Here is a 22,939-nt window from a genome sequence, read left to right on the forward strand (position 1 = left end):
AGGAGCCGCAACGCTTGTTCGCCCAGCGAAGGGTTAATTCGCAACACCAGTCCACGATTGGCATTATTATGGCCAGACCGTTGACCCCTGAAATTTGAATTGAGCAATAAACCCGATATGAGCGAATCAACGACCAGCGCCCTGACCATCAATGAACAGTTTCGCTCCTTTGTAGAGAATGATCTGTTACCTGCGACCGGCATACCGGCTGATGATTTCTGGAGTGGCTTGCAGGTACTCATCGACGATCTCACCCCCATTAACCGACAGCTGCTTGCTGATCGTGATGCCATACAAGAAAAAATCGACGCCTGGCATTCTGCTCGCGCGGGCCAGGAGTGGAATGCGGATGAGTATCGCGCGTTTCTCGAAGAGATCGCTTACCTGCAGCCGCAAGGCAAAGCATTCGAAATCGACACGCAGAATGTTGATCCGGAGATCGCGAGCATCGCGGGACCGCAGCTGGTTGTGCCGGTCAGCAACGCGCGCTTTGCGCTGAACGCGGCAAACGCGCGCTGGGGCAGTTTGTACGATGCGCTCTATGGCACGGACGTGATTCCATCCGACAACGGCCGCGAGGCCGGTCGTGGCTACAACCCGCAACGCGGCGCTGCCGTCATTCGCTACGCCGAGGAGTTTCTCGACCGTACCGTGCCGCTTGCCGAGGGTAGCCATACCGACGTCGTCACTTACCTGCCGGTCGATGCCGAATCGGGCTCTGATCTGACCATTACGCTTGAGAACGGCAACGAAACCCGGCTCGCCGACCCGCTGCAGTACGTTGGCCATTTCTTCAGTGACGATGAACAACGGCTGTTACTGCGCAACAATGGCCTGCACCTTGAAATCCACATCGACCGATCGAACCCGGTGGGGAGTCAGTCGCCATCCGGTGTGTGTGACATCGTCATGGAGTCTGCGCTCACGACCATTCAGGATTGCGAAGATTCAGTCGCGGCCGTTGACGCCGCCGACAAGATTGCCGTGTACCGAAACTGGCTGGGCTTAATGAACGGCACGCTCACCTCTACTTTCAAGAAAGGCGATACAGACGTCGTTCGCGAGCTGGAGCCGGATCGTGATTATCTCGGCGCGGATGGCAACCCCGTCATACTGCCAGGCCGCAGCCTGATGCTGGTTCGCAATGTCGGTCATCTGATGACCACCGATGCCGTGCTCGACAGCAACGGCGACGAAGTGTTCGAAGGCATGCTCGATGCCGTCATCACCACCGCATGCGCTATTGTCGATCTGCAGCAAAGCGGCAAGCACCGGAACAGCCGCACCGGCAGCGTCTACATCGTCAAACCCAAGATGCACGGACCGGCCGAAGCCGCGTTCGCCAATACCTTGTTTGATCGCGTCGAAGACCTGCTTGGCCTTGAGCGCCACACCGTCAAAATTGGTGTGATGGACGAAGAGCGACGCACGACCGTGAACCTTGCCGAATGCATACGCGCCGTTCGTCATCGAATCGTATTTATCAATACTGGCTTTCTTGATCGTACTGGCGATGAAATTCACACCAGCATGCTGGCCGGGCCAGTCCTGCGCAAAGACGCAATCAAACTGGAACCGTGGATACAGGCGTACGAAGACTGGAACGTGGACATCGGCATTCGTTGCGGTTTTCCAGGTCGTGCGCAGATCGGCAAAGGCATGTGGCCGAAGCCGGACGAAATGAAGCAAATGGTCGACACGAAAGCGGCCCACCCGAAGGCCGGCGCGAATTGCGCGTGGGTACCTTCACCGACGGCGGCCACTTTGCACGCGATGCATTATCACGACGTTGATGTTGCCGCGCGCCAACGCGAGCTGGCGAAGCGTCCGCTCGCAAGTATCGAAGACATATTGCAACCGCCGCTCGGCTCACCCGCCACGTTAAGCGCGGAAGATATTCAGGCGGAGCTGGACAACAACGCGCAGGGCATCCTCGGTTACGTGGTGCGCTGGATAGACATGGGCGTGGGTTGCTCCAAGGTGCCGGACATTAATGATGTCGGCCTGATGGAAGATCGCGCCACCTTGCGGATATCGAGCCAGCACATTGCCAACTGGCTTTTGCACGGCGTTTGCGACCGGCCACAAGTCATGGAGACGATGAAGCGGATGGCGGTGGTTGTGGATGAGCAGAACGCAAGCGATCCGGCCTACCGGCCGATGGCCGCGGATTTCGACGCGAGTATTGCGTTCAAAGCCGCTTGCGACCTGGTGTTCAAAGGCGCAGAACAGCCAAACGGCTACACCGAGCCGCTGCTACACCGCCACCGACGAGCGTACAAGCAACGCTAGGATCCGCATAGGTCGTTGTGGCCAGGGTCGGCCGCCTGCTCAGCCTTTCCTGCGGTTCTCCTGATCGCGTCGGAAACTGCCGGACGACTGGCCTTGCCGGGCGGATTTCAACCACTCCGCTTGTTTCAACCAGTACTCATAGGCGTTGAAGCCCAGAGCGTCACTCTGCTTGTTGGCATGATCAACCGTGCACACATTGTTGCGCTTGTCGTTAGACATGCGTCGGGCCCTCGCTGATTGTTTGCTATTACTCTGAATAGCGACAGGCAGCAGCAAATTCCCTCACAGCAATGGCGTGCGCTGGCGCGGCTGCAGTCCTGGCGACCGGGAGGGGTAGAGCGGGGCAGGAAATGTTTGCTTATAACGTGCGGGAAGTCAGGGTCGCGACGCCGGGTCTGGCGTCGCTCCCTGGGAATTTCGCAGCGGTCAGAACTGGCGAAATTCTCAAATCAAGTACACCAATAGTGCGATAAGTGGTCAGCAGGGATCAGCTATGGCGCTTTTGGCCAACCGTGTTCAGGGTGGACTCCATGCTGATTGCCGATTTTTGCATGGACGCGTGGTTTTCATTGCAGCAGAAGCCGCCCGACAACAGCCAAAAAATCAGCATTGCGAGCAAGCTGCCGCCGAATGCGCCGCCCGCTGAATACAGCGCAATGCGCCGTCCTTGTGGTGGCAGGTCTTGTTGAGCCATTGGGGTCCCCTTAAATAACGTTGTTAGTCTGTGGAGCCACAGCAAACTGCAGATGTGGCGTACTTAAAGTGTAACCTGTCCCAATGTTATTGCCAGTGCAGTTTCTCACCAATCGAATTGCGTATGTGTTCCGTAAGTCTTTACTATCGGTTCATTGGCAGGGCAATCGTTTCGGGCAGCTTGATGAGTAAAGACAGTGCGGTAACGCTACTTTTGGGTGCATGGCAGAGCGGTGACCCCGACGCACTGGAAAAACTCACGCCCATGGTTTACGAAGAACTGCGGCGTTTGGCGCGCCGGTATATGAGCAGTGAACGCTCGGACCACACCTTGCAGGCGACAGCGCTGGTCAACGAAGCGTTCATGAGACTCGCGGGAAGCGATGTGGAGTGGGCGAATCGCGCGCATTTTTTCGCAATTGCTGCGCGCATGATGCGCCGCATACTGATCGACCATGCCAAGGCCAATCGTAGCGGCAAGCGTGGCGGCGGCGCATTGAAAGTCGAACTCAGTGAAGAGCACGGCGCGTCGCAACAGGACGCACTCAATATTCTCGAGGTTGACCGTCTGCTCAATCGCATGGCCGAGCTGGATGCGCGCAAAGCGGATGTGCTGGCGTTGCATTATTTCGGCGGCCTGACCTACGAAGAGATCAGCGCGTCCCTGGATATTTCTGCCGCCACGGTTGATCGCGATCTGCGGCTCGGCAAAGCCTGGTTGCACCATGAGCTTGAAAACAGTTGATCTGACGCCGGCGCGCTGGGCGCGCGTCGAAGAACTGTTCGATGCGGCAGCCGAGTTGCCGGAATCGGAACGGGACGCGTACCTGCAAAAAGCGTGTCAGGGAGATCCCGAGCTGCGCGCGTACATCAAGTCACTACTGAAGACCGACCTCGCTCAGGTAACCGTCATTGAAGACTCCATACGCGGCGCTTTGGGCGAGGCGATGGAAGGTTTGGGCGAACGTGATCACGGCGCGGGCGAGCGCGTTGGCGCCTATCGAATTGAACGTACGATCGGTGCGGGGGGCATGGGCGTTGTTTACCTGGCCGAACGTGATGACCAGCAGTTCGAGCAACAGGTTGCCATCAAGCTCGTTCGACAGCGTCTGCTGGACCCGGAAATCGAACGTCGTCTTGTAGCCGAACGACAGATACTCGCCGATCTCGATCACCCGAACATTGCCCGTTTGTTTGACGGCGGCACGATGCCGGACGGCACACCGTACCTGGTGATGGAGTACATCGACGGTGTGCCGATAGACGATTTCTGCGATCAAAACTGCCTGGACATTCCGGCCCGGCTGCGCCTGTTTCGCACGGTGTGCACGGCCATTCACTACGCGCACCAGAATCTGGTCGTCCATCGCGACATCAAACCCAGCAACATTCTGGTGACGCCGGAAGGCGTGCCCAAGCTGCTCGATTTCGGTATCGCGCGGTTGCTGGACGCGAGCGGTGATGCAACGGCCGGCATAACTCGCGAAGGCGCGGTGATACTGACGCCGGAAAACGCGGCTCCGGAGCAGGTGCGCGGTGAGCCGATTACCACGGCTACCGATACATATGCATTGGGCGTATTGCTGTATCGCCTGTTGACCGGTTGCCCGCCCTATCAGGTCAGCATGAGTCGCCCAACCGAGATACCGGCAATCATCTGCGACGTCGAGCCGATGGCACCCAGCCAGAAAGTGCGGCAGCTCACGCGGCCATTGCCGAGTGGCAACTTGCCGCCTGACGCGCGCGCGATCCTGGCATCGCGCGGCGCATCTGCGGAGCGGCTGGCGCGTCGCTTGCAGGGCGATGTCGACAACATTGTCCTCATGGCATTGCGCAAAGAGCCGCAACGGCGCTACCGAACGGTCAACGAGTTTGCCGGCGATATCGAACGCCACTTGTCCTCACACCCGGTGCTGGCACGTGCGGACACCTGGCACTACCGGACCTCGCGGTTTGTACGCCGTCACGTGGCCGCCGTGTCGATGGCGGCAACGCTCAGCGTGCTGCTGGTGATGTTTGCGGTAATAACGAGTGTGCAGAACAAACGTATCGCCGAACAACGCGATACGGCACTGGAAATCTCCGCGTTTCTCGAAGACATATTTCGCGAACCGGACCCGGGCAATGCGCGCGGTGCCAGTATCACCGCTCGTGAGATTCTTGAAAAAGGCGCGGGCCGTATCGCCAGCCAGCTCGGCGACCGTCCGGCCATTCAAGCGACATTAATGAGCACTATCGGCCGTGTGTACTACAATTTGGGCGAGTACGACCAGTCGGTGGAACTATTGCAGGAGTCATTGCGAATTCGTCGTGATGTACTGAACGATCAGGAAGGGGAAGTTGCTGTGACCAAAAATGAACTCGCTGCCACCTTGATGGAAAAGGCGGAATTCGGCGAAGCATTGCGTTTGCTAAACGAGGCGATAGACGAAAACCGGCAACGCAAAGGCGCGCGCAATGCCGATCTTGCCAGCAACTATTTTCACCTGGCAGAGGTTTACCAAGCGACGGGTGAGAGCGAGCAGGCTGAAAAGTACGCGCGCGACAGTATCGACATGTTCACGTCGTTGGGCGGTCAGCACGCCATGGAAGTCGCTGAAGGGAAAAACCTTCTGGCCAGAATCCTGCAGCGTCGCAACGAACTGGATGAAGCCGACGTGCTGCTACGCGACGCCATAGATCTGGTCGAACGAACGTCCGGCAGCGACCACCCTCTGTTGGCGTACTATTCCCAGAACTACGCAGTGCTCCTGCAAACTAAAGGTGAGCTCGATAAAGCAGAAGCCACCTACTACGAAGCGATCGCAATCACCCGCAAGATTCTTGGGGACGATCACAGCCTGCTGGGTGGTTCGCTGGTCATGCTCGGTCGTTTGTTGCATACACGTGAAGAATTTGACGAAGCAGAGATCGCGTTTCGCGATGCCATGCGCGTACACCGCAACGCACACGGTGAAACTCACCCGTTCGTGGGCTACGACAAAGTCAGTCTGGGCATGTTGTTGCATGACATGGGCAAACTGGACGAGGCGGAAGAGCAGATCCGGGAGGCGCTCGGTATTTATGAACAGTCTCTGGGTGCTGAACACCAGTACATAGCTTCCGCATTGACAGCCCTCTGCGCCGTCATGAATGACGCGGGACGCGCCAAAGAAGGGCGCGAGTTGATCGAACGCGCGTTGACGATTCGCCGCAAAGACTACGACGACAAACACCCGTTGCTTGCCTCGACCCTCAGTGTGGCAGGTCGAAACCTGGCATTGCTTGGTGACAACGATGCTGCGGAACCTCTGCTGCGCGACAGTCTCAACGTGTTGCAGGAGCAGGACGGCGTTGACAGCCAACGGGTACGTCGCATTCGCTCATGGTTGCGTGAACTCTACGGCGCCATGGGTCAGCCGGAACAGGCAGAACGCTACAGGGAATCACCGGTTGCGGCGGCGAAGCCTGAGTAACAAGCGGACATCAATACAGCCCTGTGTGGGTCTTGGCACAGAATCGGTGCTTACTGTTTGATGGTCCGTTGCGGATGACGCGCGCGCTGGCCTGACCGTTCGTATTCCCGCTGCATACCGCCATGTGGTGACGACTACTCAATTGCTGTTGTACGTAGCCTGTGCAGAATGTGACGGCTGAATAGCGTTAGCTGCGCGGCCTATTGGTACCTCGATGCCACGTGCTGGTTGCCAGTTCGCGTGCTCAATGGAATACGAGCTGCCGTTTGTTGACGACAGCTCGTGATTGTCGGACGCCTAACGAATCAGCAACACTTTCTGGTTAACAGGGTAAAGCCACTCCACGCCACGCGCGGTTACGACGGCATTGTCTTCCAGCGGAATGCGCAGTTTCTTACCGCCCCATTCAGGGATCGCGGTATAGGCGAACAACTCGATCGAGAACAGATTGGTCTCTTTGATTCCGTAAGTTAGCCGTTCCGGGTTGAACCAGGCGATAGACGGGCCGATCCCGTGGCCGAGATTGCCTACGGAGTGACAACCAATGATGACGTCGATGTCGGCAGGGTCATCGGTTGGGGTATTGGCAGTAGCCATGACGGTAAAGCCGGCCTCGGTCATGCGTTTGTTCAGGAGTTCCAGCGTCTCACCCGCCGTGCGCCCGGCCTTGATGTTGTTCTTCAGCAAGTCGCGTACTGCGCGACCGTTGTCAAAGGCTTTCTGCATGCTCTCGGGTAAGTGCGTTTCGCCTTCTTTCAGCACGTAAGCATGGCGTTTCATGTCCGTGTAAAAATTAAGGTAGCCAACACCCCAGTCTATTGCCAGAAAATCGCCGCGTTGAATAACGTGATCGTTGGACAAAGCCACAAAGCCATCCGGGCCGGTGATGTACACGGACGGCATGCCGAACGACGTGCCGAGATTGTTTTTGAATTGCTGCTCGTGCATCCACCAGGCAACGTCGGCGAGCGTTGTTTTTCCCGGCGTAATCACTTCGTTGGAAAACGCACGCTCCGCTATTTCACGGGATTTCTCACCGGCCCAGGCGAAAGCCGCTATTTCAGTCGCCACACGTCGTGAGCGGAAATCCGATGCCAGTTTCTGTGAGGATACAAATCGCTCGCTGTATCTCGAGCCCAGCGTGTCCGAGAGTTTCAGGAAGGCGGTGTGGGTTAGTCCGTCTGCGGCGCCGATGTGCTCCGAGTAGTTCAAAGCAATGCGTTTCGGATCACGATCGGCCACAAATTTTTCGAGATCGTTGGCGTTGCCGAAGATGTCATAGGCGCCGTTCTCTTCGACGAGGTAAGTCTCAACGCCGAGGACGGCGCGCTCGATGCGGTCGCCGCCACGGTCGGTGAAAATGTAATAGCCCCAGCTGCCGGTGTAGCCCTTGCCGAAGTCTTCGGTCAGTGGATCTTCATAACCTTCGCGATTGACGGTGATCCACATGTCGACCTGGTTTTCGCGCATGACTTCCGGCAATACGAGGTCAAATTTCTCCTGGCGAATCTGGTTCATCAGTTCCCAGCGGGTCTCTGCCTCTCCGGCCAACACGGTACTGAACAGGGTGCTGGCGAGCAGAGCAGTCAGCGAAATCGTATAACGTAAGTTCATGGTTATCCTCGTATTTATCAGTTCTGACAGCGCTTCCGGGCAGCCGGCGAGCCACCCGTGTTGAGCCTGTGCTGGCGATCAGTTGTGCATACTTCCGGCAAGGGGGAGTGTGTATGATATCGGCCAGCAAGCACAGTATTCACCGAGAAATCAGGAGATGTTCATGCGCTTTCGCAGCAAGCAGGTCCACGCTGGAGTTACCCCCGACCCGACCACCGGCGCGATACTCACGCCAATCTATCAATCGACGACCTTTGTTCAGGAATCGGTCGATACCTATCTCGCGAAAGGCTACTCCTATTCACGCTCCGGCAATCCGACCGTACGCGCGCTGGAGAAAAAACTCGCCGTGCTGGAAGGCGGAGCGGACGCAACTTGCTTCACGACAGGCATGTCAGCGGTGCACGGCACGATGCTCGCGTTTCTCAGCGCGGGCGACCACGCGATTATTTCCGATGTTGCTTACGGCGGCACTTACCGTTTGTGCACCAAGGTGCTGAACCGTTTCGGTATAGATTTCACGTTCGCGGATACGGCCGACCCGGCCGCTGTAAAAGCCGCTGTGCGCAAGAACACGAAGTTGTTCCTGACTGAAACGCCGGCCAACCCGACGATGAAGCTCTCCGACATCGCGGCCATTTCCGAGATCGCACAAGCGGCCAAGGCCGTGCACGTCGTGGACAATACCTTCCTGACGCCGTGTTACCAGCAAGCGCTGGAGCTGGGTGCGGACCTGTCGCTGCACAGCACGACGAAATATTTTGATGGTCACAATGCAACGGTTGGTGGCGCTGTTATCGCCAAGACCAAAGAACTCGACGAAAAGCTGCGCTTTATCCAGAACAGCACCGGTTCGATCATGTCGCCGCAGGTCGCGTGGTTGACCTTGCAAGGCTGCAAGACCTTGTCCGTGCGTTTGGATCAGCAATCGGCGAACGCAATGGCGATTGCCCGCTACCTCGAAAAGCACGACAAAGTGCAGCAGGTCGCGTACCCGGGTCTGGAATCGTTTAGCCAGCACGAACTGGCAAAGAAGCAGGCGAGCGGCTTTGGCGCGATGATGTGGTTCGAAGTGAAAGGCGGTGTCAAAGCCGGCAAGCAGCTGATGGACAACATCGAGCTGTGGACGCTGGCCGAGAATCTCGGTTCAGTGGAGTCGCTGATTACCCATCCGGTCACAATGACGCACGCTGCGGTTGAGAAAAAAGAGCGCGAACGCGTCGGCATCATCGACGGTCTGGTGCGCTTGTCTGTCGGGCTTGAAGATCAGGAAGATTTGATTGAAGCGCTGGAGAAAGCGCTCGCCGCGATCAAGGTTTAGTCACCCGCATCAGTGACAGGCCGAACTCAGGTGGCTGGTTTGTCAGCCACCTCGTTTTGCGCCTCTTCTTCGTACACGTGCGACATTGTTCGTGCGGCAACCAGCGACTCGCTGAAGTCAATATGCTCGGCATCCGGTGGCGCCGTACGTTGCGTCGTACGGAAGCCGATGTAGATGGCGACCAGTATGTGCACAACGGCCGTGTGCAGGTACAAAGCGGTACTACTGGCATAGGTCATCGCGACACTGGCAATCAGTGGGCCGACTATGGCGCCGAGTCCATAAACCAGCAGTAGTCCGCTCGAAACCATCACGTACTCACTCGGTTCGGCATGATCGTTGGTGTTGGCCACGGCAATGGCATATTGCGGGAACGCGGCAGCACCCCACGCGAAACCCAGAATCGCGAAGGTGGTCATGGACGTTCCATCACCACCGATGACGATGAGCAGAGCAATGAGGCTCGAGAATATTGCACAGGCAATCATCATCGGGCGTCGGCCCACCCGGTCGGACAACCAGCCGACCGGCCACTGCGAAACCGCTCCACCTATAACGCTCGCCGACATGAACCACGCAGCCATGGAGAGGTCATCCGATACCGCGACTGCAACAGCCGGAGCCAATGACCAGAACGCACCGTTGGCGAGACCGCTGCAAAAGCAGGTGACGGTACCGGCGGGTGAAATAAAGAACAGGCGGCGCAAATCCACCTTCGCGCTGTGCGGTTGCTGAGGGCCGGGTGCCGTGGATAAGACGACCGGAACGACGGCTACGGAAATAAGCACTGCGACGATACCAAACAGGTACAGCTCGAGCGGGTCGTACATCAGCATCATCATCTGGCCGATGGCAAACACGCTCATGGTGATCATCACGTAGGTGGAGAACACCATGCCGCGGTTCTCGTTGGTTGAGACCTCGTTCAACCAGCTTTCGATAACGATGTACAACACCGCAAAACAAAAGCCGGTCAGTGAGCGCAACGCCGTCCAGGTGATGGGTTCCAGTATCAGGCCGTGTAACAGCGGTGCGGCTGAGGCGATGGCGGTCATCGCCGCGAACACCCGAACGTGGCCTACTTTTGCGACGAGGTCGCCGCCTTTGAGGCAGCCGAAGGTGAAGCCCAGAAAATAAGCGCCACCCATCACGCCGATAGACAGCGCGCTGAAAGATTCCAGCGAAGCGCGCACCGGCAGCAAGGTGCCTTGCAAGCCCTGGCCGGTGAGTAGCAATGCGACTCCCAGCAACAAGGCGGCAACGGGCATGAGCGCGCTTTTCACGTTAGATAAACCTCACGAGCAGAAAACCCCGCCGAATCAGACGCGGCGCAGGCTGTGGCAAAGATACAGTGCGACTGTAAACAGCAACATGGCGACGGCCTGATGCGCCGCACCGAGTAAGATCGGAACCATGAGCAGTAAGGTTGAAATGCCGAGCACGACTTGCAGTATTGCGGTGTGCAGCAGGGCGTTGATGCCAACGGCTATCCGTCGGGGCAGGTCGGCGCGGCGCATTCGCCACCAATACAGGCAGACCATGGTGAAGGTGGTGATCGCAAGGACGCGGTGGTCAAACTGGACTGTTGCGATGTTGTCGAAGAAATTTCGCCAGCCCGGCTCCAGTGCGAACAGGCCGGGCGGTATCCAGTAGTCGCCCATCATCGGGAACGTGTTGTAAATCTTGCCAGCGCGCAGGCCAGCGACGAAGCCGCCGGAGATAATCGTAACCAGTATCAGCATCGTTAACGCGAGGGTGCGACCGAATAATGGATGTACGCTGCGCCCTTCGGCGGGGTACAGCCGGCTGAGTGCCACCCACAGCATGAAGCCGTAAATCATGAACGCCGCGACGAGGTGCGCGGTCAGGCGGTACTGACTGACCGCGGGGTTGTCGACCAGGCCGCTCTTGACCATGTACCAGCCGAGCACGCCCTGCAGCCCGCCGAGCACGAACATCAGGGTGTATTTGGGTGTTTCGCTACGGCGGATATAACCACGCGCGGCGAAGTACAGAAACGGCAGCAGGAAGGCGAGGCCGATGATGCGGCCGAGCAGGCGGTGTAAGTATTCGAGCCAGAAAATACCTTTAAAATCATGCACATTCATGTGCGAATTGCTCTTCAGGTACTGCGGTGATTCCTGATAGCGAGCAAATTCCTGATCCCAGGCGGCGTCTGTCAGCGGTGGCAGCCAGCCGGTTGCCGGACGCCAGTCAACCATCGACAAGCCGGATTCAGTCAACCGGGTGAAGCCGCCGAGCACGACCATGGCGAACACCAGCGCACAGCAGATCAGCAGCCAGCGTGCGACCCGTTGATTACGTACCTGTTCAATTGAGAGAGTGTTCATTCGCTGGTCCGGCAGTCCCTGCATTTATCGCGCGCAATGTTAGCAGGCTTTCGCAGCGCTTGAATCCCTGCGGGCAAAAGTTGCGGACCTCGCTATAGGTGTCTGTAAGATATGCGGCCTGAAATCGCGTTCATCGGGGATAGCATGCGACTGCAACAATGCTACAAAACTGACGACTTTCGACGGCTGGCGAAAAAACGTCTGCCCGCGCCGATTTTTCACTATATCGATGGCGGCGCTGACGACGAAGTCACGTTGGGCCGCAATACCAGCGCCTTCGATGACGTGGATCTCGTGCCGAATGTGCTGACCGGCATTGGTAAAGTCGATATGTCAGTTGAAGTGCTCGGGCGAAAGCTCGATATGCCGCTATTCATGTCGCCCACGGCCATGCAGCGCCTCTTTCATCACGAAGGCGAAACGGCACTGGCGCGCACAGCGGACGAGCTCGGCACGATGTTTGGTGTTTCAACGCTCGGTACGCGCAGCATTGAAGACCTGGGTGCGATGAGTGCTGCGCCGAAGCTGTTTCAGATATACGTACACAATGATCCGGGGCTCACTACCAGCATGATCGAACGTTGCCGTGTAGCGAAATTCGATGCGCTGGCGTTGACCGTGGACACCATCGTCTCCGGGAACCGGGAGCGCGATTACCTCACCGGCATGACGTCGCCGCCGAAACTGACACCGCGCAGTTTGCTGAGCTACATGGTGCACCCAAACTGGACGTTGAACTACCTGGCGCGCGAAAAGTTTGACCTGCCGAACATATCGGCAAGCGTCGATGCCGGATCGAAAGTGCCGGTATCCGTAATGGAATACCTGAACAAAGAACTGAAACGCACGATCAGCTGGGACGACGCGGCTAAGATGATCGCCGAGTGGGGCGGTCCTTTCGCGATTAAAGGTGTGATGTCCGTGGACGACGCTCGCCGTGCGGTCGACATCGGCGCGAGTGCCATCATGATCTCGAATCACGGTGGCCGGCAGCTCGACGGATCGCGCTCACCGTTTGATCAATTGCCTGCAATTGTTGATGCCGTAGGCGGCGATATCGAAATTATTGTCGACGGCGGCATCCGCCGTGGCACGCACGTTTTGAAGGCGCTGGCGATGGGCGCGACGGCCTGTTCCGGCGGCCGCCTGTACCTGTACGCGCTCGCAGCGGCAGGCACCCAGGGCGTGCTGCGGGCAATGAGCCTGTTGCAGAGCGAGATTGAACGCGGCATGTTGCTGATGGGTTGCAAGTCCATTGCCGACTTGCGACGAAACATGCTGGCGGTACGCAAGAAATAATTACAAATCGCGGCTGCGAAGCAACGTAAAGCCGCTTGCTGCATCCATAGCTTAAGGGGATCAACGTGGCGCAGGTCAAGAGCGGACAATGGTGGGGTGGTCTGGCATTAGCTGTACTGGTGGCGTTTGCTGCCGGCTACGCGGCCGTCTGGGCGGGCGAATCTGTGCTGGGCTTCGCAAAGAGCCCGATCAGCGACATCATGATGGCGATCATCATCGGCATGGTCATCGCCAATACCGTGACCTTGCCGGAAGGCATCCGCGATGGCTTGCGGTTTTGTGCCAGCACCATCCTTCGCCTTGGGATCATGTTGCTGGGCATTCGCCTCAGTCTGCTCGGTGCCGGGCGCTTCACGATCGTGGCATTGCCCTTCGTCATCGTTGCGATTGGCATCGGGTTGATCACTGTTCGTTTCCTCGGGCAACGGCTCGGCCTTTCGCGGCAGCTCAGCGGGCTGATTGCGGTCGGCACCAGTATTTGCGGTGCCACGGCAATAGTCGCGACAGCACCTTTGATTCGCGCGCGCGAAGCGGAAGTCAGCTACGCCATCGCCTGTATCACCGTGTTTGGTCTGGTAGCGATGTTTTGTTACCCGTACGTCGGCCACTGGTTGTTTGCCGATCAGCCGGCGATGGCGGGATTGTTCCTCGGCACGTCAATCCATGAAACGGCGCAAGTGGCTGGCGCCGGGATGATGTATGAGGCGCAATACCAGTCACCGGTTGCACTCGATATCGCTACCGTGACAAAGCTGGTACGCAATCTGTGCATGATTGCGGTTATTCCGCTTGTGGGCTTTCTGTACGCCAGCGAAGGCAAAGCGGCCAGCGACAAGCAGGTGTCGATGTGGTCGATGGTGCCGTGGTTCATTATTGGTTTTGCCGTGATGTCCGCGCTACGCACCGTCGGCGATCTGGGTGAGCGGCCGTTCGGTTTTCTTTCACCCGAGGTTTGGTCCGGCGCCGTCAGTTTTACCCGCAGCGCTGCCGAGCATTTTCTCCTGATCGCGATGGCAGCCGTCGGCCTGACGTCGATGTTCTCGGGCTTGCGTGAGATTGGTCCGCGACCGTTTCTGCTTGGCATGCTGGCAGCGGCGCTCATCGGTGCGGTGAGTCTGCTCATGATCGCGACGTTTGCGCCGACGCTGTTCCGTTTGCTGGGCGTTTAAGGCGACGGCGCGGTACTCCGCCAACAGCGCGGGTTGCACCGAACTGGCGCCGATCCGGCGGACGTGACTTTATTTTCGCAAAAAATCAGCTATGCAAGCCCTAAATTGACGCGGGTCGCCCATATGCGGATGAAAATTTGCCATAGGGGGCGCGTTTGGCGCCGAATATGAGTAATATGACCGCTGCCCTGACAGCTTGCTGTCTCGGCTTTGTTCCGGCCGGGGGGCCGGGAAATTACGTATTGAGGTAATCATGTCAGGTGAAAGAGTGACCGGAACCGTAAAATGGTTCAACGATGACAAGGGGTTTGGGTTCATTGAGCGTGAGGGGGGGCAAGACGTATTCGTCCATCACAGCGCTATCCAGATGGAGGGATTCAAGTCACTGAAAGAAGGCCAGAAGGTCTCAATGGAAGTGACCCAGGGGCAGAAAGGACCGCAAGCGGAAAACGTCATGGCCGAATAGCAGGAAGCCAGGCCGAAAAGGTCCAGCTTCCGCGCGACATTCCGCACGTCCGATAGCCCCGCAGTTCGAATACCGGTCGTCGTACCGGATTCGCATTCCTGGTGGTCAATCGGGAATCGACGTTCCCAGGCAAACTTTAATGCACTGAGTTTGTGCATAGCTTCGCCTGCCGTCGATCGATAGTTGCAGGTCTGCGACACACCGAAAGCGCTCCTGCGCCTGCGTGGGTCGCAGACCATTGCGGCGTCGTGCGCGCCCAATTATCCCGGCTTTCCATTTCTGGTGGCCGCGAACGCCCGTGCCCGGGGCGAGATTACAAACCAGTACCGCCGTGCTTTGCGCGCCGCGGCCAATGTCCCTGTGCCATCATTGCTAGGGTCCCGGCAGCTGTTGCAGTGGCCCGATGGCCGGTTCCCAATGACGATGGTTCAGGATGATGTGATCAATGGCGAAACAGAACAGCAGCTATTTCGATAAGCAGACTCTGCAGTTTCTGGAGGAGCTTTCGCGCAATAACACGCGTGACTGGTTCAACGAGAACAAGTCGCGTTACGAATCAGACGTGCTCGACAAGTCGCTGGCTTTCATACAGGCCATGCAAGCGCCACTCGAGAAGATCTCGCCGTATTTTCAGGCGGTGCCCAAGCGCATGGGCGGTTCCTTGATGCGGGTCTACCGGGATACGCGCTTCGGCAAGGACAAAACGCCGTACAAAACCAATATCGGCATACAGTTTCGGCACGAACTGGCCAAAGACGTGCATGCACCTGGCTTCTATCTTCACATTGATCCGCAACGGGTGTTCGTCGGTGCCGGTATGTGGCGGCCGGCGGCCCCGGCTCTCGCGAAGATCCGTGCACGCATCGATGACAAAGCGGACGAGTGGCTAAGCGCTCGCGACAAGCCCGCGTTCAGGCGGCAATATGAGCTCAGCGGCGAAAGCCTTGTGCGGCCGCCGCGCGGCTACTCCAGCGATCATCCATTGCTTACGGATCTGCGCCGGAAAGACTTCATTGCCATAAGCGAGTTGTCTCACGAAGACATACTCGAGCCGGATTTCCTACGGCAGGTTACGGTATTGTTCAGGACGGCCGCTCCGTTCATGACCTTCCTGTGCAAGTCGATGGACTTGCGATACTAGCAATCAACGCCCGATCGCACCGTCAGCCTAGTCGACCACGGTCACGCATCGGCTGTGATCTCGCTGATAGCGGGTGCTAGAATTCACGCGCCGCACTGGGTCTGCAATCAGGACACTGTCTGTAATCCAAAGTAACAGAAGGAACGCCATGTCTGCCTTCAGTAACCCGGCCTTTGATGACCACGAACAAGTGACCTTTTGCCGCGACGCGGCAACGGGCTTGAGTGCAATAATCGCGATCCACTCAACGGCCCTTGGACCTGCAGCTGGCGGTTGCCGCTTGTGGAACTACGCCTCCGATACCGATGCGCTGTATGACGTTTTGCGGCTCTCTCGCGGCATGAGCTACAAGAACGCCCTGGCCGATCTGCGTTTCGGCGGTGGCAAAGCGGTCATACTCAAGACCGAGGATTTTGCGGGTACTGACGCGCTCTATGAGAGGTTCGGCGATTTTGTCGACTCTTTTCAGGGCAGCTATGTGACGGCCGAAGATGTCGGCATGAGCGTCGCCGTGATGGAAAAGATTGCCCGGCGTACCCGTTTCGTTTCCGGCCTGCCGAAAAAAGCCGGTCATGCTGGCGGCGACCCGTCGCCGAAAACAGCCTTTGGTATTTTCAAGGGGATCGAGGCGGCAGTTAAGTTCAAGCTGGGTAACGACACACTGCGTGGCTTGACCGTGGCCGTTCAGGGCGTCGGTAATGTCGGTCACTTTCTATGTGCGCACCTCGCCGAGGCCGGTGCGAAACTGGTCGTGGCAGATATCGACCCGGCGCGGATCAACCGGGTTGTTGATGAATTTGGCGCGAAGCCGGCAGCGTTGGATCAGATTCTGTTTCAGGACGTGGATGTCATTGCGCCCTGTGCGCTCGGTGCGGTGTTAAACGAGCAGAGCATTCCTGGCATCAAGAGCAGCATCGTCGCCGGTGGCGCGAACAATCAATTACAGACCGATGCTGACGGTCGCCGACTGATGGACGCGGACATTCTGTACGCGCCCGACTACGTGATCAACGGCGGTGGCATTATCAATGTGGCCAGTGAGTTCTACGGCGACGTAGACGAAGACGAAGTCATGAACCGGGTCGCGGCGATCGGGCCGAGGTTGACCGGTATTTTTCAGGAAGCACAGGATTCCGGTTTGCCGACCAATGAAATCGCGGATACCCAGGCACGACGAAAGATTGCCGAAGCAAAGACGCAGAGGGATCAAAATCCGCAATAACGTCATTACCGCCGCTTGCAGACAGCCACTGCCAATACTCGACGAGTAGCGAGTACTGGTCGCCGGTTCAAAGGCGGGCCCTGGCCGCGCCTCAGGCAATCGCTTTCTTAAGTTCCAGAAACAGGTCTTTCGGATCCGGACGGTCCGTAATGTGCCGCGATTGCGTGACGTAACTGATCACCCCGTCAGCCCTGACAATCAGCGACGTTGGCCAGACTGTGTCAGTGCCGTATTGCTGGCGGTGTTTGCCCGGCACGCCAGCCGTGTGCACAAGGCCAAGTTGCCGGGCGACCGCGAGATCGGGGTCTAGCCAAAACTCGAACTGTACGCCGAATATGTCCGCGACATGGCGGGTGGTGCTGAGCGGTTCCGGCGTGATGAAAATCAAACGGGCGTCGAGTTCGTTAATTTGCTTGTAGTACGCGGTGAGGCCTTCGACCTGGCGCGTACAAAACGGGCACCAGTTGCCACGTACGAACAATATAACCGCTGGCTTACCCGCCAGATCGCCGGTGCTGACGGTTTGCCCATTCTCGTCGACCGCGTTGAATGCGGGTAACGATTGTCCGGGTTGCAGCGCCAGTGGCGACGGCTTGCCGCGCAGGTTCGTGTGCAAGAACCAGCCTGCAGCAATAACTGCCAATAGCAGAAATACAGCGATGTAGATAATCAAAACGCTTCCTTTTCGTGGAGGGAGCAGAACCCGCAGGCTACCGCACCGCTATGGTAGGCACCACCGGCCCGGCAGCTGCTTCTGCCGTCGGTCACGCACGATGAGTGAATACACTTTGAGGTCGCTTGCCCGAAACGGGTCTTGCCAGTAACGCGAAATGTGGTGCCGCGAATGGCTGATTTCAAGCCTTAGCGTAATCGACGAGTGTCTGCTCGCATGAATAATTCGGGCCGCCAATGCATAATGCGGCCCTCATTCAGCTGGTCGGAGGCAGGTATGAGGGGCGTATTGTGGGAGCCGCGGAATTCGGATAGCGCGATGCAGCAGTTTATGCGGCAACACGAGTGCAATGACTATCAGGCGTTGCATGCGTGGTCGGTGCGCGATCCAGCGGCCTTCTGGGCGTCCCTGGCCAGCTACAGCAACGTCAATTTTCACAATGTTGCGGATGCAGTCCTCGAACAATCCGGCGATATGTTGTCGGCGCGCTGGTTTCCGGGCGCGACGCTCAACTACGCCGAACATTTGCTGCGTCACAGCGGTAAACAAGCTGCACTGATTTTTCGCGGCGAACGGGGCGAGCGGCAGGAAATCAGTTTCGACGAACTGCGGTCCAGAGTGGCGGCGGTGGCAACCGGTCTTAAAGATGTCGGCGTTACCCGAGGAGACCGCGTTGCGGGCTATCTGCCGAATTGCCCTGAAGCGATTATTGCGATGCTGGCCGCGAGCAGCATGGGCGCGATCTGGTCGTCGTGCTCCCCGGATTTCGGTGCCAACGGCGTCGTCGATCGTTTCGGGCAGATTGCACCGAAAGTAATGTTCTGTGCCGATGGCTATATGTATAACGGCAAGACGTACGATTCGCTCGCAACGGCGCAGCAGGTATTGGACCGGGTCGACAGTATCGAAGTTGCTGTCGTTGTTTCATTTACCCATCGCGAATGGCAGCTGGGTGACCACCCAGCGCTCCGTCACTGGGACGATTTTGCAGCACGCTCCGAGCCGCTGGAGTTTGTGCCGCTGCCGTTCGCGCATCCGCTGTTTATCATGTACTCGTCAGGTACCACCGGCGCGCCCAAATGTATCGTGCACGGCCACGGTGGAACCCTGCTGCAACACCTGAAAGAACATGTGTTGCATGGCGACCTTGATGCCAATGACCGACTTTTCTACTTCACTACCTGCGGCTGGATGATGTGGAACTGGTTGGCAAGCGGACTCGCAACCGGTGCCACGCTGGTCTTGTTTGATGGTGCGCCGTTCGCCAATGAGGGCCGCATACTGTGGCAGATTGTCGCCGAGGAAAAAGTCACGGTGTTTGGCACCAGCGCGAAATACCTGGCCGCCCAGGAAAAGGCAGGCGTGCTGCCGGGCGCTGAATTCGATTTGCAGCACGTGCGCAGCGTGCTGTCGACAGGCTCGCCGCTGGCGCCGGCCAGTTTCGACTACGTTTATGAGTCAGTAAGTGCCGATGTCCAGCTGGCGTCCATAGCGGGTGGCACCGACATCATCAGCTGCTTTGTCCTTGGCAACCCCGTGCTGCCTGTGCGCCGCGGCGAAATACAGTGCGCCGGTCTGGGCATGGACGTGGATATCTTCGATGACAACGGCCAGTCGATACGCGAACAGAATGGCGAGCTGGTGTGCAAACAGGCTTTCCCATCGGTGCCGGTTGGTTTCTGGAACGATACGGATGGCTCGCGTTATCGGGCGGCGTACTTCGAACGCTACCCCGGCATCTGGGCGCAAGGCGACTTCGCGGAGATGACCACTGACGGAGGCGTCGTCATTCACGGTCGTTCGGATGCGGTACTGAATCCCGGTGGCGTGCGCATAGGCACGGCGGAGATTTATCGGCAGGTCGAGAAACTCGAGGAGGTCCTTGAGTGTATAGCGATAGGGCAGGACTGGGATGACGATGTACGGGTGATACTCTTCGTTGTATTGCGTGCGGACGTGACTCTGACCGATGATCTGCAACAGAAAATTCGCACGACTATTCGCGCCAACACAACGCCACGCCACGTGCCGGCGAAGATTGTCGCGGTGCCTGCAATTCCACGAACGATCAGCGGCAAGATCGTTGAACTGGCGGTGCGTTCCGTTGTGCACAACAAACCGGTTCGCAACACCGATGCGCTCGCGAACCCGGAAGCGCTCGAACATTTTCGCGATCTCGCTGAGCTGAAGGATTGATGATGACTGACGATCGAATAGGCGTAACAGTGTCCGAAGGGGTGGTCATTCCGGACTGGATAGATGTGAACGGTCACATGAACGTTGCCTATTACGTTCTGATCTTTGATCGGGCAGTCGATGACCTCTGGGCCCGACTGGGAATAACTGACGAGTACATTGCGACGACCCGCGGTTCAACATTCGCGGTAGAAAACCACGTCACCTGGCAACGCGAGTTGAAAGAAGGTGAACGCTATGTCGTGACCAGCCAGTTGCTCGCCTACGATGAAAAGCGCATTCACCAGTTGCAACGGATGTATCACGCCGACGAAGGCTTTCTCGCGGCAACCGGTGAATGGATGAACCTGCACGTCAACCTGGACACCCGGCGTGTGAGCCCGTGGCCGGAAAAAACACTGCGGGAACTGGCGGCACTGGTGTCCGAGCAGGGCGACTTGCCGCTCCCTGCGGAGGCAGGCAAGACCATGCACGTCAAGCGACCGATATTCGCCAACCAGGAACTGATCAATGGCTAGCTACCTGCTCGCGATCGACCAAGGCACCAGCAGCAGCCGTACGGTTGTCTTTGACGGTCAGGCGAACGTACTGAGCAGCGCGCAAAAGGAGTTTCGGCAGTACTACCCTCAGTCGGGCTGGGTCGAACACGATGCCGAGGAGATATGGCAGTCCGTGCAGGCGGTGTCGCGCGACGCGCTGGCCAAGAGTCAAATTGCGGCGACAGACATTGCAGCGCTCGGCATTACCAATCAACGTGAATCCACCGTTGTCTGGGATCGTGAAAGCGGCAAACCGGTGTACAAGGCAATCGTCTGGCAGGACCGGCGCACGGCGCCGCAATGTGCCGATATGCGCCATGACGGCGCCGAGCCGATGGTGATTGCCAAGACCGGTCTGCGTCTTGATCCGTACTTCTCCGGTACCAAGCTCACCTGGATACTCGACAATGTGCCCGGCGCTCGCCAGCAGGCGGAAGCCGGCAAACTTGCTTTCGGTACGATTGATTGTTTCCTGCTTTGGCGACTGACGAACGGTCGCGTTCATGCAACGGATGCGAGCAACGCATCACGTACATTGCTGTTCAATATTCATACTCAACAGTGGGACGAGGAACTGCTCAAACTGCTGCGCATTCCGGCCTCGCTGTTACCCGAGGTTAAAGACTGCGCCGACGATTTCGGCATGACGGATGCTGCGGCATTTGGCATGGAAGTACCGGTGCGCGCGATGGCGGGTGATCAGCAGGCGGCACTGATTGGGCAGGCCGGGTTCAGCGATGGCATGGTCAAGAGCACTTACGGGACCGGCTGTTTCGTTATAACCAATACGGGCGACAAAGCGGTCGCCTCGCAGAACCGGCTGCTTACGACGGTCGCCTGGCGCTTGCAGGGAAAAGTAACGTACGCCCTCGAAGGCAGTATTTTCGTCGCGGGCTCGGCAATGCAATGGTTACGGGATGAACTGGGCATCATCGAGTCTGCCGCCGACAGTGAGGCGATCGCGAACCGTTGCAGCATCGTTGAGAGTGTTCATGTTGTACCGGCTTTCGCCGGTCTGGGCGCGCCTTACTGGGACGCCGATGCACGCGGGGCTATTCTGGGTCTGTCGCGAGGTAGCACAAAAGATGAAATCGTAACGGCGACCGTACAGGCCGTTGCTTACCAGACACGCGATCTGATGCGGGCGATGGCCGAGGACGGCATTGATCCGGCCGGCATACGCGTGGATGGCGGAATGGCCGAGAATGATTGGTTCCTGCAATTCCTGGCCGATGTTATCGGCATCAATGTAGAACGCCCGCAGAACGTGGAGTCCACCGTACTCGGTGCCGCGTTGCTCGCTGGTTTGTCGTGCGGACTCTATTCGTCGCTGGACGAAGTCGCGGCACTGTGGAAAAGCGATGCGGTGTTCGCCGTCAACATGGACGAGCAACGACGCGACGAATTGTATGCGGGTTGGCTAGACGCGGTTGCCCGGGTGCGCACTATTGACTGATACATCCGTGGGCGTGCTCGTGCAGGGCGCCAGGCGCTCGGCAAACTGATTCGTTGCTGCCTGCCAGCTCTTCGCTCTTGCCTGTCGCAGACACGCCTCGCCATCGAGCAATAGCGCATGCTCGCCAGCGCGACCAAGGTCTTCGTCCAGAACGCCCGTAACCCCGTCATCGACCACGTCCACGGGACCGGTAACAGGGAAGGCTGCCACGGGTAATCCGCAGGCCATGGCTTCCAGCATCACGAGACCGAACGTGTCGGTTCGACTGGGGAATACGAAGACATCGGCGCCGGCAAGGCAGGACGCCAGTTCGTCACCAAAACGATAGCCGACGAAATGGCAATCGGGATACAAGGCCTCGAGCCGCTTTTTGTCCGGCCCATCACCAACGATGACTTTGCTGCCCGGCAGTTTTAGGTTAAGGAACGCTTCGATGTTTTTCTCAACCGATACCCGGCCGACATTGATCCAGATAGGCCGCGGGAGTCCGAAGTCGTGCGGCGCGTCGGGTTTGAATACCTCGGTATCGACACCCCGTGACCAGACGTGAACGCGTTCGAAGCCGCGCTCGATAAGCTGCCTTTGCACAGTCGGGGTGGGCACCAGGATCGCCTGCGAGTAACGATGATGGCGTCGTAGCCACGCATAGGTCCAGCGGACCGGAATCGGTACGCGCGCGCGCACGTATTCAGGAAACTGCGTGTGGTAGGAACTGGTGTAGGGCAGTCCGTTCGACAGGCAGTAGCGCCGCGCCGCCATGCCGAGAGGGCCTTCTGTTGCTATATGAATGCACTCCGGCGCAAAGGCACTTAGTTCGCGCGCAACGCTGCGGCGCGGGAACAGTGAAAGGCGAATCTCCGGGTAGCTCGGGCACGGTACCGTGCGCCGACCCTCCGGCGTCACCATGAGAACGTCATGTCCCATTTTGATCAGCTCGTCACGAGTTCGGGTCAATGTCGTTACTACGCCGTTGACTTGTGGCTGCCAGGCGTCGGTTGCAATGGCTATACGCATGCCGCGGCATATTCCGCGAGAATTGTGAATGCCGGGTT

General features: G+C 58.0%; 19 protein-coding genes. 12 read left to right on the forward strand and 7 right to left on the reverse strand.

Going from position 1 to position 22,939, the window contains the following annotated elements; genetic code table 11:
• The first annotated feature begins 117 nt into the window (after window positions 1-117).
• Window positions 118-2,292, forward strand: coding sequence for a malate synthase G (locus tag AC0L8N_RS14795; protein WP_473670177.1), 2,175 nt, complete (start codon window positions 118-120; stop codon window positions 2,290-2,292).
• Between the two features lie 39 nt (window positions 2,293-2,331).
• Here AC0L8N_RS14795 and AC0L8N_RS14800 read toward each other — a convergent pair whose 3' ends face one another.
• Both AC0L8N_RS14800 and AC0L8N_RS14805 read right to left on the reverse strand, forming a co-directional pair.
• Entirely contained in the window at window positions 2,332-2,511 is a 180-nt protein-coding gene (locus AC0L8N_RS14800) for a hypothetical protein (RefSeq protein WP_473668524.1), read from the reverse strand.
• A 268-nt stretch (window positions 2,512-2,779) separates the two neighbouring features.
• Window positions 2,780-2,986, reverse strand: coding sequence for a hypothetical protein (locus AC0L8N_RS14805; protein ID WP_473668526.1), 207 nt, complete (start codon window positions 2,984-2,986; stop codon window positions 2,780-2,782).
• 183 nt (window positions 2,987-3,169) lie between these two features.
• Between AC0L8N_RS14805 and AC0L8N_RS14810 the strand changes: the two genes are divergently transcribed.
• On the forward strand, window positions 3,170-3,730 hold the full coding sequence (locus AC0L8N_RS14810; protein WP_473668528.1) for a sigma-70 family RNA polymerase sigma factor: 561 nt from the start codon (window positions 3,170-3,172) through the stop codon (window positions 3,728-3,730).
• Window positions 3,711-6,440 carry a tetratricopeptide repeat protein gene (locus AC0L8N_RS14815; protein ID WP_473668530.1) on the forward strand — a complete coding sequence of 910 codons (2,730 nt, stop codon included), beginning with the start codon at window positions 3,711-3,713 and terminating at the stop codon, window positions 6,438-6,440. Before AC0L8N_RS14810 ends, AC0L8N_RS14815 begins: the two co-directional genes overlap by 20 nt.
• A 297-nt stretch (window positions 6,441-6,737) precedes the next feature.
• Here the strand turns inward: AC0L8N_RS14815 and AC0L8N_RS14820 are convergent, their stop codons facing one another.
• On the reverse strand, window positions 6,738-8,054 hold the full coding sequence (locus AC0L8N_RS14820; protein WP_473668532.1) for a M24 family metallopeptidase: 1,317 nt from the start codon (window positions 8,052-8,054) through the stop codon (window positions 6,738-6,740).
• Between the two features lie 163 nt (window positions 8,055-8,217).
• On the opposite strand from AC0L8N_RS14820, the gene AC0L8N_RS14825 reads away from it, so the two are divergent.
• A complete protein-coding gene (locus AC0L8N_RS14825) occupies window positions 8,218-9,375 on the forward strand; it encodes a trans-sulfuration enzyme family protein (protein ID WP_473668534.1) in 1,158 nt (385 codons plus the stop codon).
• 26 nt (window positions 9,376-9,401) lie between these two features.
• On the opposite strand, the gene AC0L8N_RS14830 is transcribed toward AC0L8N_RS14825, so the two are convergent.
• On the reverse strand, window positions 9,402-10,658 hold the full coding sequence (locus AC0L8N_RS14830; protein WP_473668536.1) for an MFS transporter: 1,257 nt from the start codon (window positions 10,656-10,658) through the stop codon (window positions 9,402-9,404).
• 36 nt (window positions 10,659-10,694) lie between these two features.
• Window positions 10,695-11,726, reverse strand: coding sequence for a COX15/CtaA family protein (locus AC0L8N_RS14835; protein WP_473668538.1), 1,032 nt, complete (start codon window positions 11,724-11,726; stop codon window positions 10,695-10,697).
• 144 nt (window positions 11,727-11,870) lie between these two features.
• Here AC0L8N_RS14835 and AC0L8N_RS14840 point away from each other — a divergent pair, with 144 nt between their 5' ends.
• The 5 genes from AC0L8N_RS14840 to AC0L8N_RS14860 all read left to right on the forward strand — a co-directional run bounded on the left by AC0L8N_RS14840 (window position 11,871) and on the right by AC0L8N_RS14860 (window position 17,023).
• Window positions 11,871-13,025: an alpha-hydroxy acid oxidase gene (locus AC0L8N_RS14840; protein WP_473668540.1), complete on the forward strand. Its 1,155-nt coding sequence runs from the start codon at window positions 11,871-11,873 to the stop codon at window positions 13,023-13,025.
• Between the two features lie 65 nt (window positions 13,026-13,090).
• Window positions 13,091-14,194: a YeiH family protein gene (locus AC0L8N_RS14845; RefSeq protein WP_473668541.1), complete on the forward strand. Its 1,104-nt coding sequence runs from the start codon at window positions 13,091-13,093 to the stop codon at window positions 14,192-14,194.
• A 253-nt stretch (window positions 14,195-14,447) separates the two neighbouring features.
• Window positions 14,448-14,660: a cold-shock protein gene (locus tag AC0L8N_RS14850; RefSeq protein ID WP_473668543.1), complete on the forward strand. Its 213-nt coding sequence runs from the start codon at window positions 14,448-14,450 to the stop codon at window positions 14,658-14,660.
• A gap of 445 nt (window positions 14,661-15,105) precedes the next feature.
• Window positions 15,106-15,801, forward strand: a complete 696-nt coding sequence (locus AC0L8N_RS14855; RefSeq protein ID WP_473668545.1) for a DUF2461 domain-containing protein — start codon at window positions 15,106-15,108, stop codon at window positions 15,799-15,801.
• A gap of 148 nt (window positions 15,802-15,949) precedes the next feature.
• Window positions 15,950-17,023, forward strand: coding sequence for a Leu/Phe/Val dehydrogenase (locus tag AC0L8N_RS14860; protein WP_473668547.1), 1,074 nt, complete (start codon window positions 15,950-15,952; stop codon window positions 17,021-17,023).
• 91 nt (window positions 17,024-17,114) lie between these two features.
• Here AC0L8N_RS14860 and AC0L8N_RS14865 read toward each other — a convergent pair whose 3' ends face one another.
• Window positions 17,115-17,696, reverse strand: a complete 582-nt coding sequence (locus AC0L8N_RS14865; RefSeq protein WP_473668549.1) for a peroxiredoxin family protein — start codon at window positions 17,694-17,696, stop codon at window positions 17,115-17,117.
• Window positions 17,697-17,972: 276 nt separating this feature from the next.
• Between AC0L8N_RS14865 and AC0L8N_RS14870 the strand changes: the two genes are divergently transcribed.
• The 3 genes from AC0L8N_RS14870 to glpK are packed head-to-tail and all read left to right on the forward strand — an operon-like array spanning window position 17,973 to window position 21,887.
• On the forward strand, window positions 17,973-19,892 hold the full coding sequence (locus AC0L8N_RS14870; RefSeq protein ID WP_473668551.1) for an acetoacetate--CoA ligase: 1,920 nt from the start codon (window positions 17,973-17,975) through the stop codon (window positions 19,890-19,892).
• A 2-nt stretch (window positions 19,893-19,894) separates the two neighbouring features.
• On the forward strand, window positions 19,895-20,410 hold the full coding sequence (locus AC0L8N_RS14875) for a thioesterase family protein (RefSeq protein ID WP_473668553.1): 516 nt from the start codon (window positions 19,895-19,897) through the stop codon (window positions 20,408-20,410).
• Complete coding sequence (gene glpK / locus AC0L8N_RS14880; protein WP_473668555.1) at window positions 20,403-21,887, forward strand: glycerol kinase GlpK; 1,485 nt, start codon at window positions 20,403-20,405, stop codon at window positions 21,885-21,887. The genes AC0L8N_RS14875 and glpK overlap by 8 nt, the downstream gene beginning before the upstream one ends.
• Here the strand turns inward: glpK and AC0L8N_RS14885 are convergent.
• A complete protein-coding gene (locus AC0L8N_RS14885; protein ID WP_473668557.1) occupies window positions 21,852-22,901 on the reverse strand; it encodes a glycosyltransferase family 4 protein in 1,050 nt (349 codons plus the stop codon). The genes glpK and AC0L8N_RS14885 overlap by 36 nt on opposite strands.
• Window positions 22,902-22,939: the final 38 nt, after the last annotated feature.

Source organism: Woeseia sp. D3-10, from assembly GCF_055809415.1.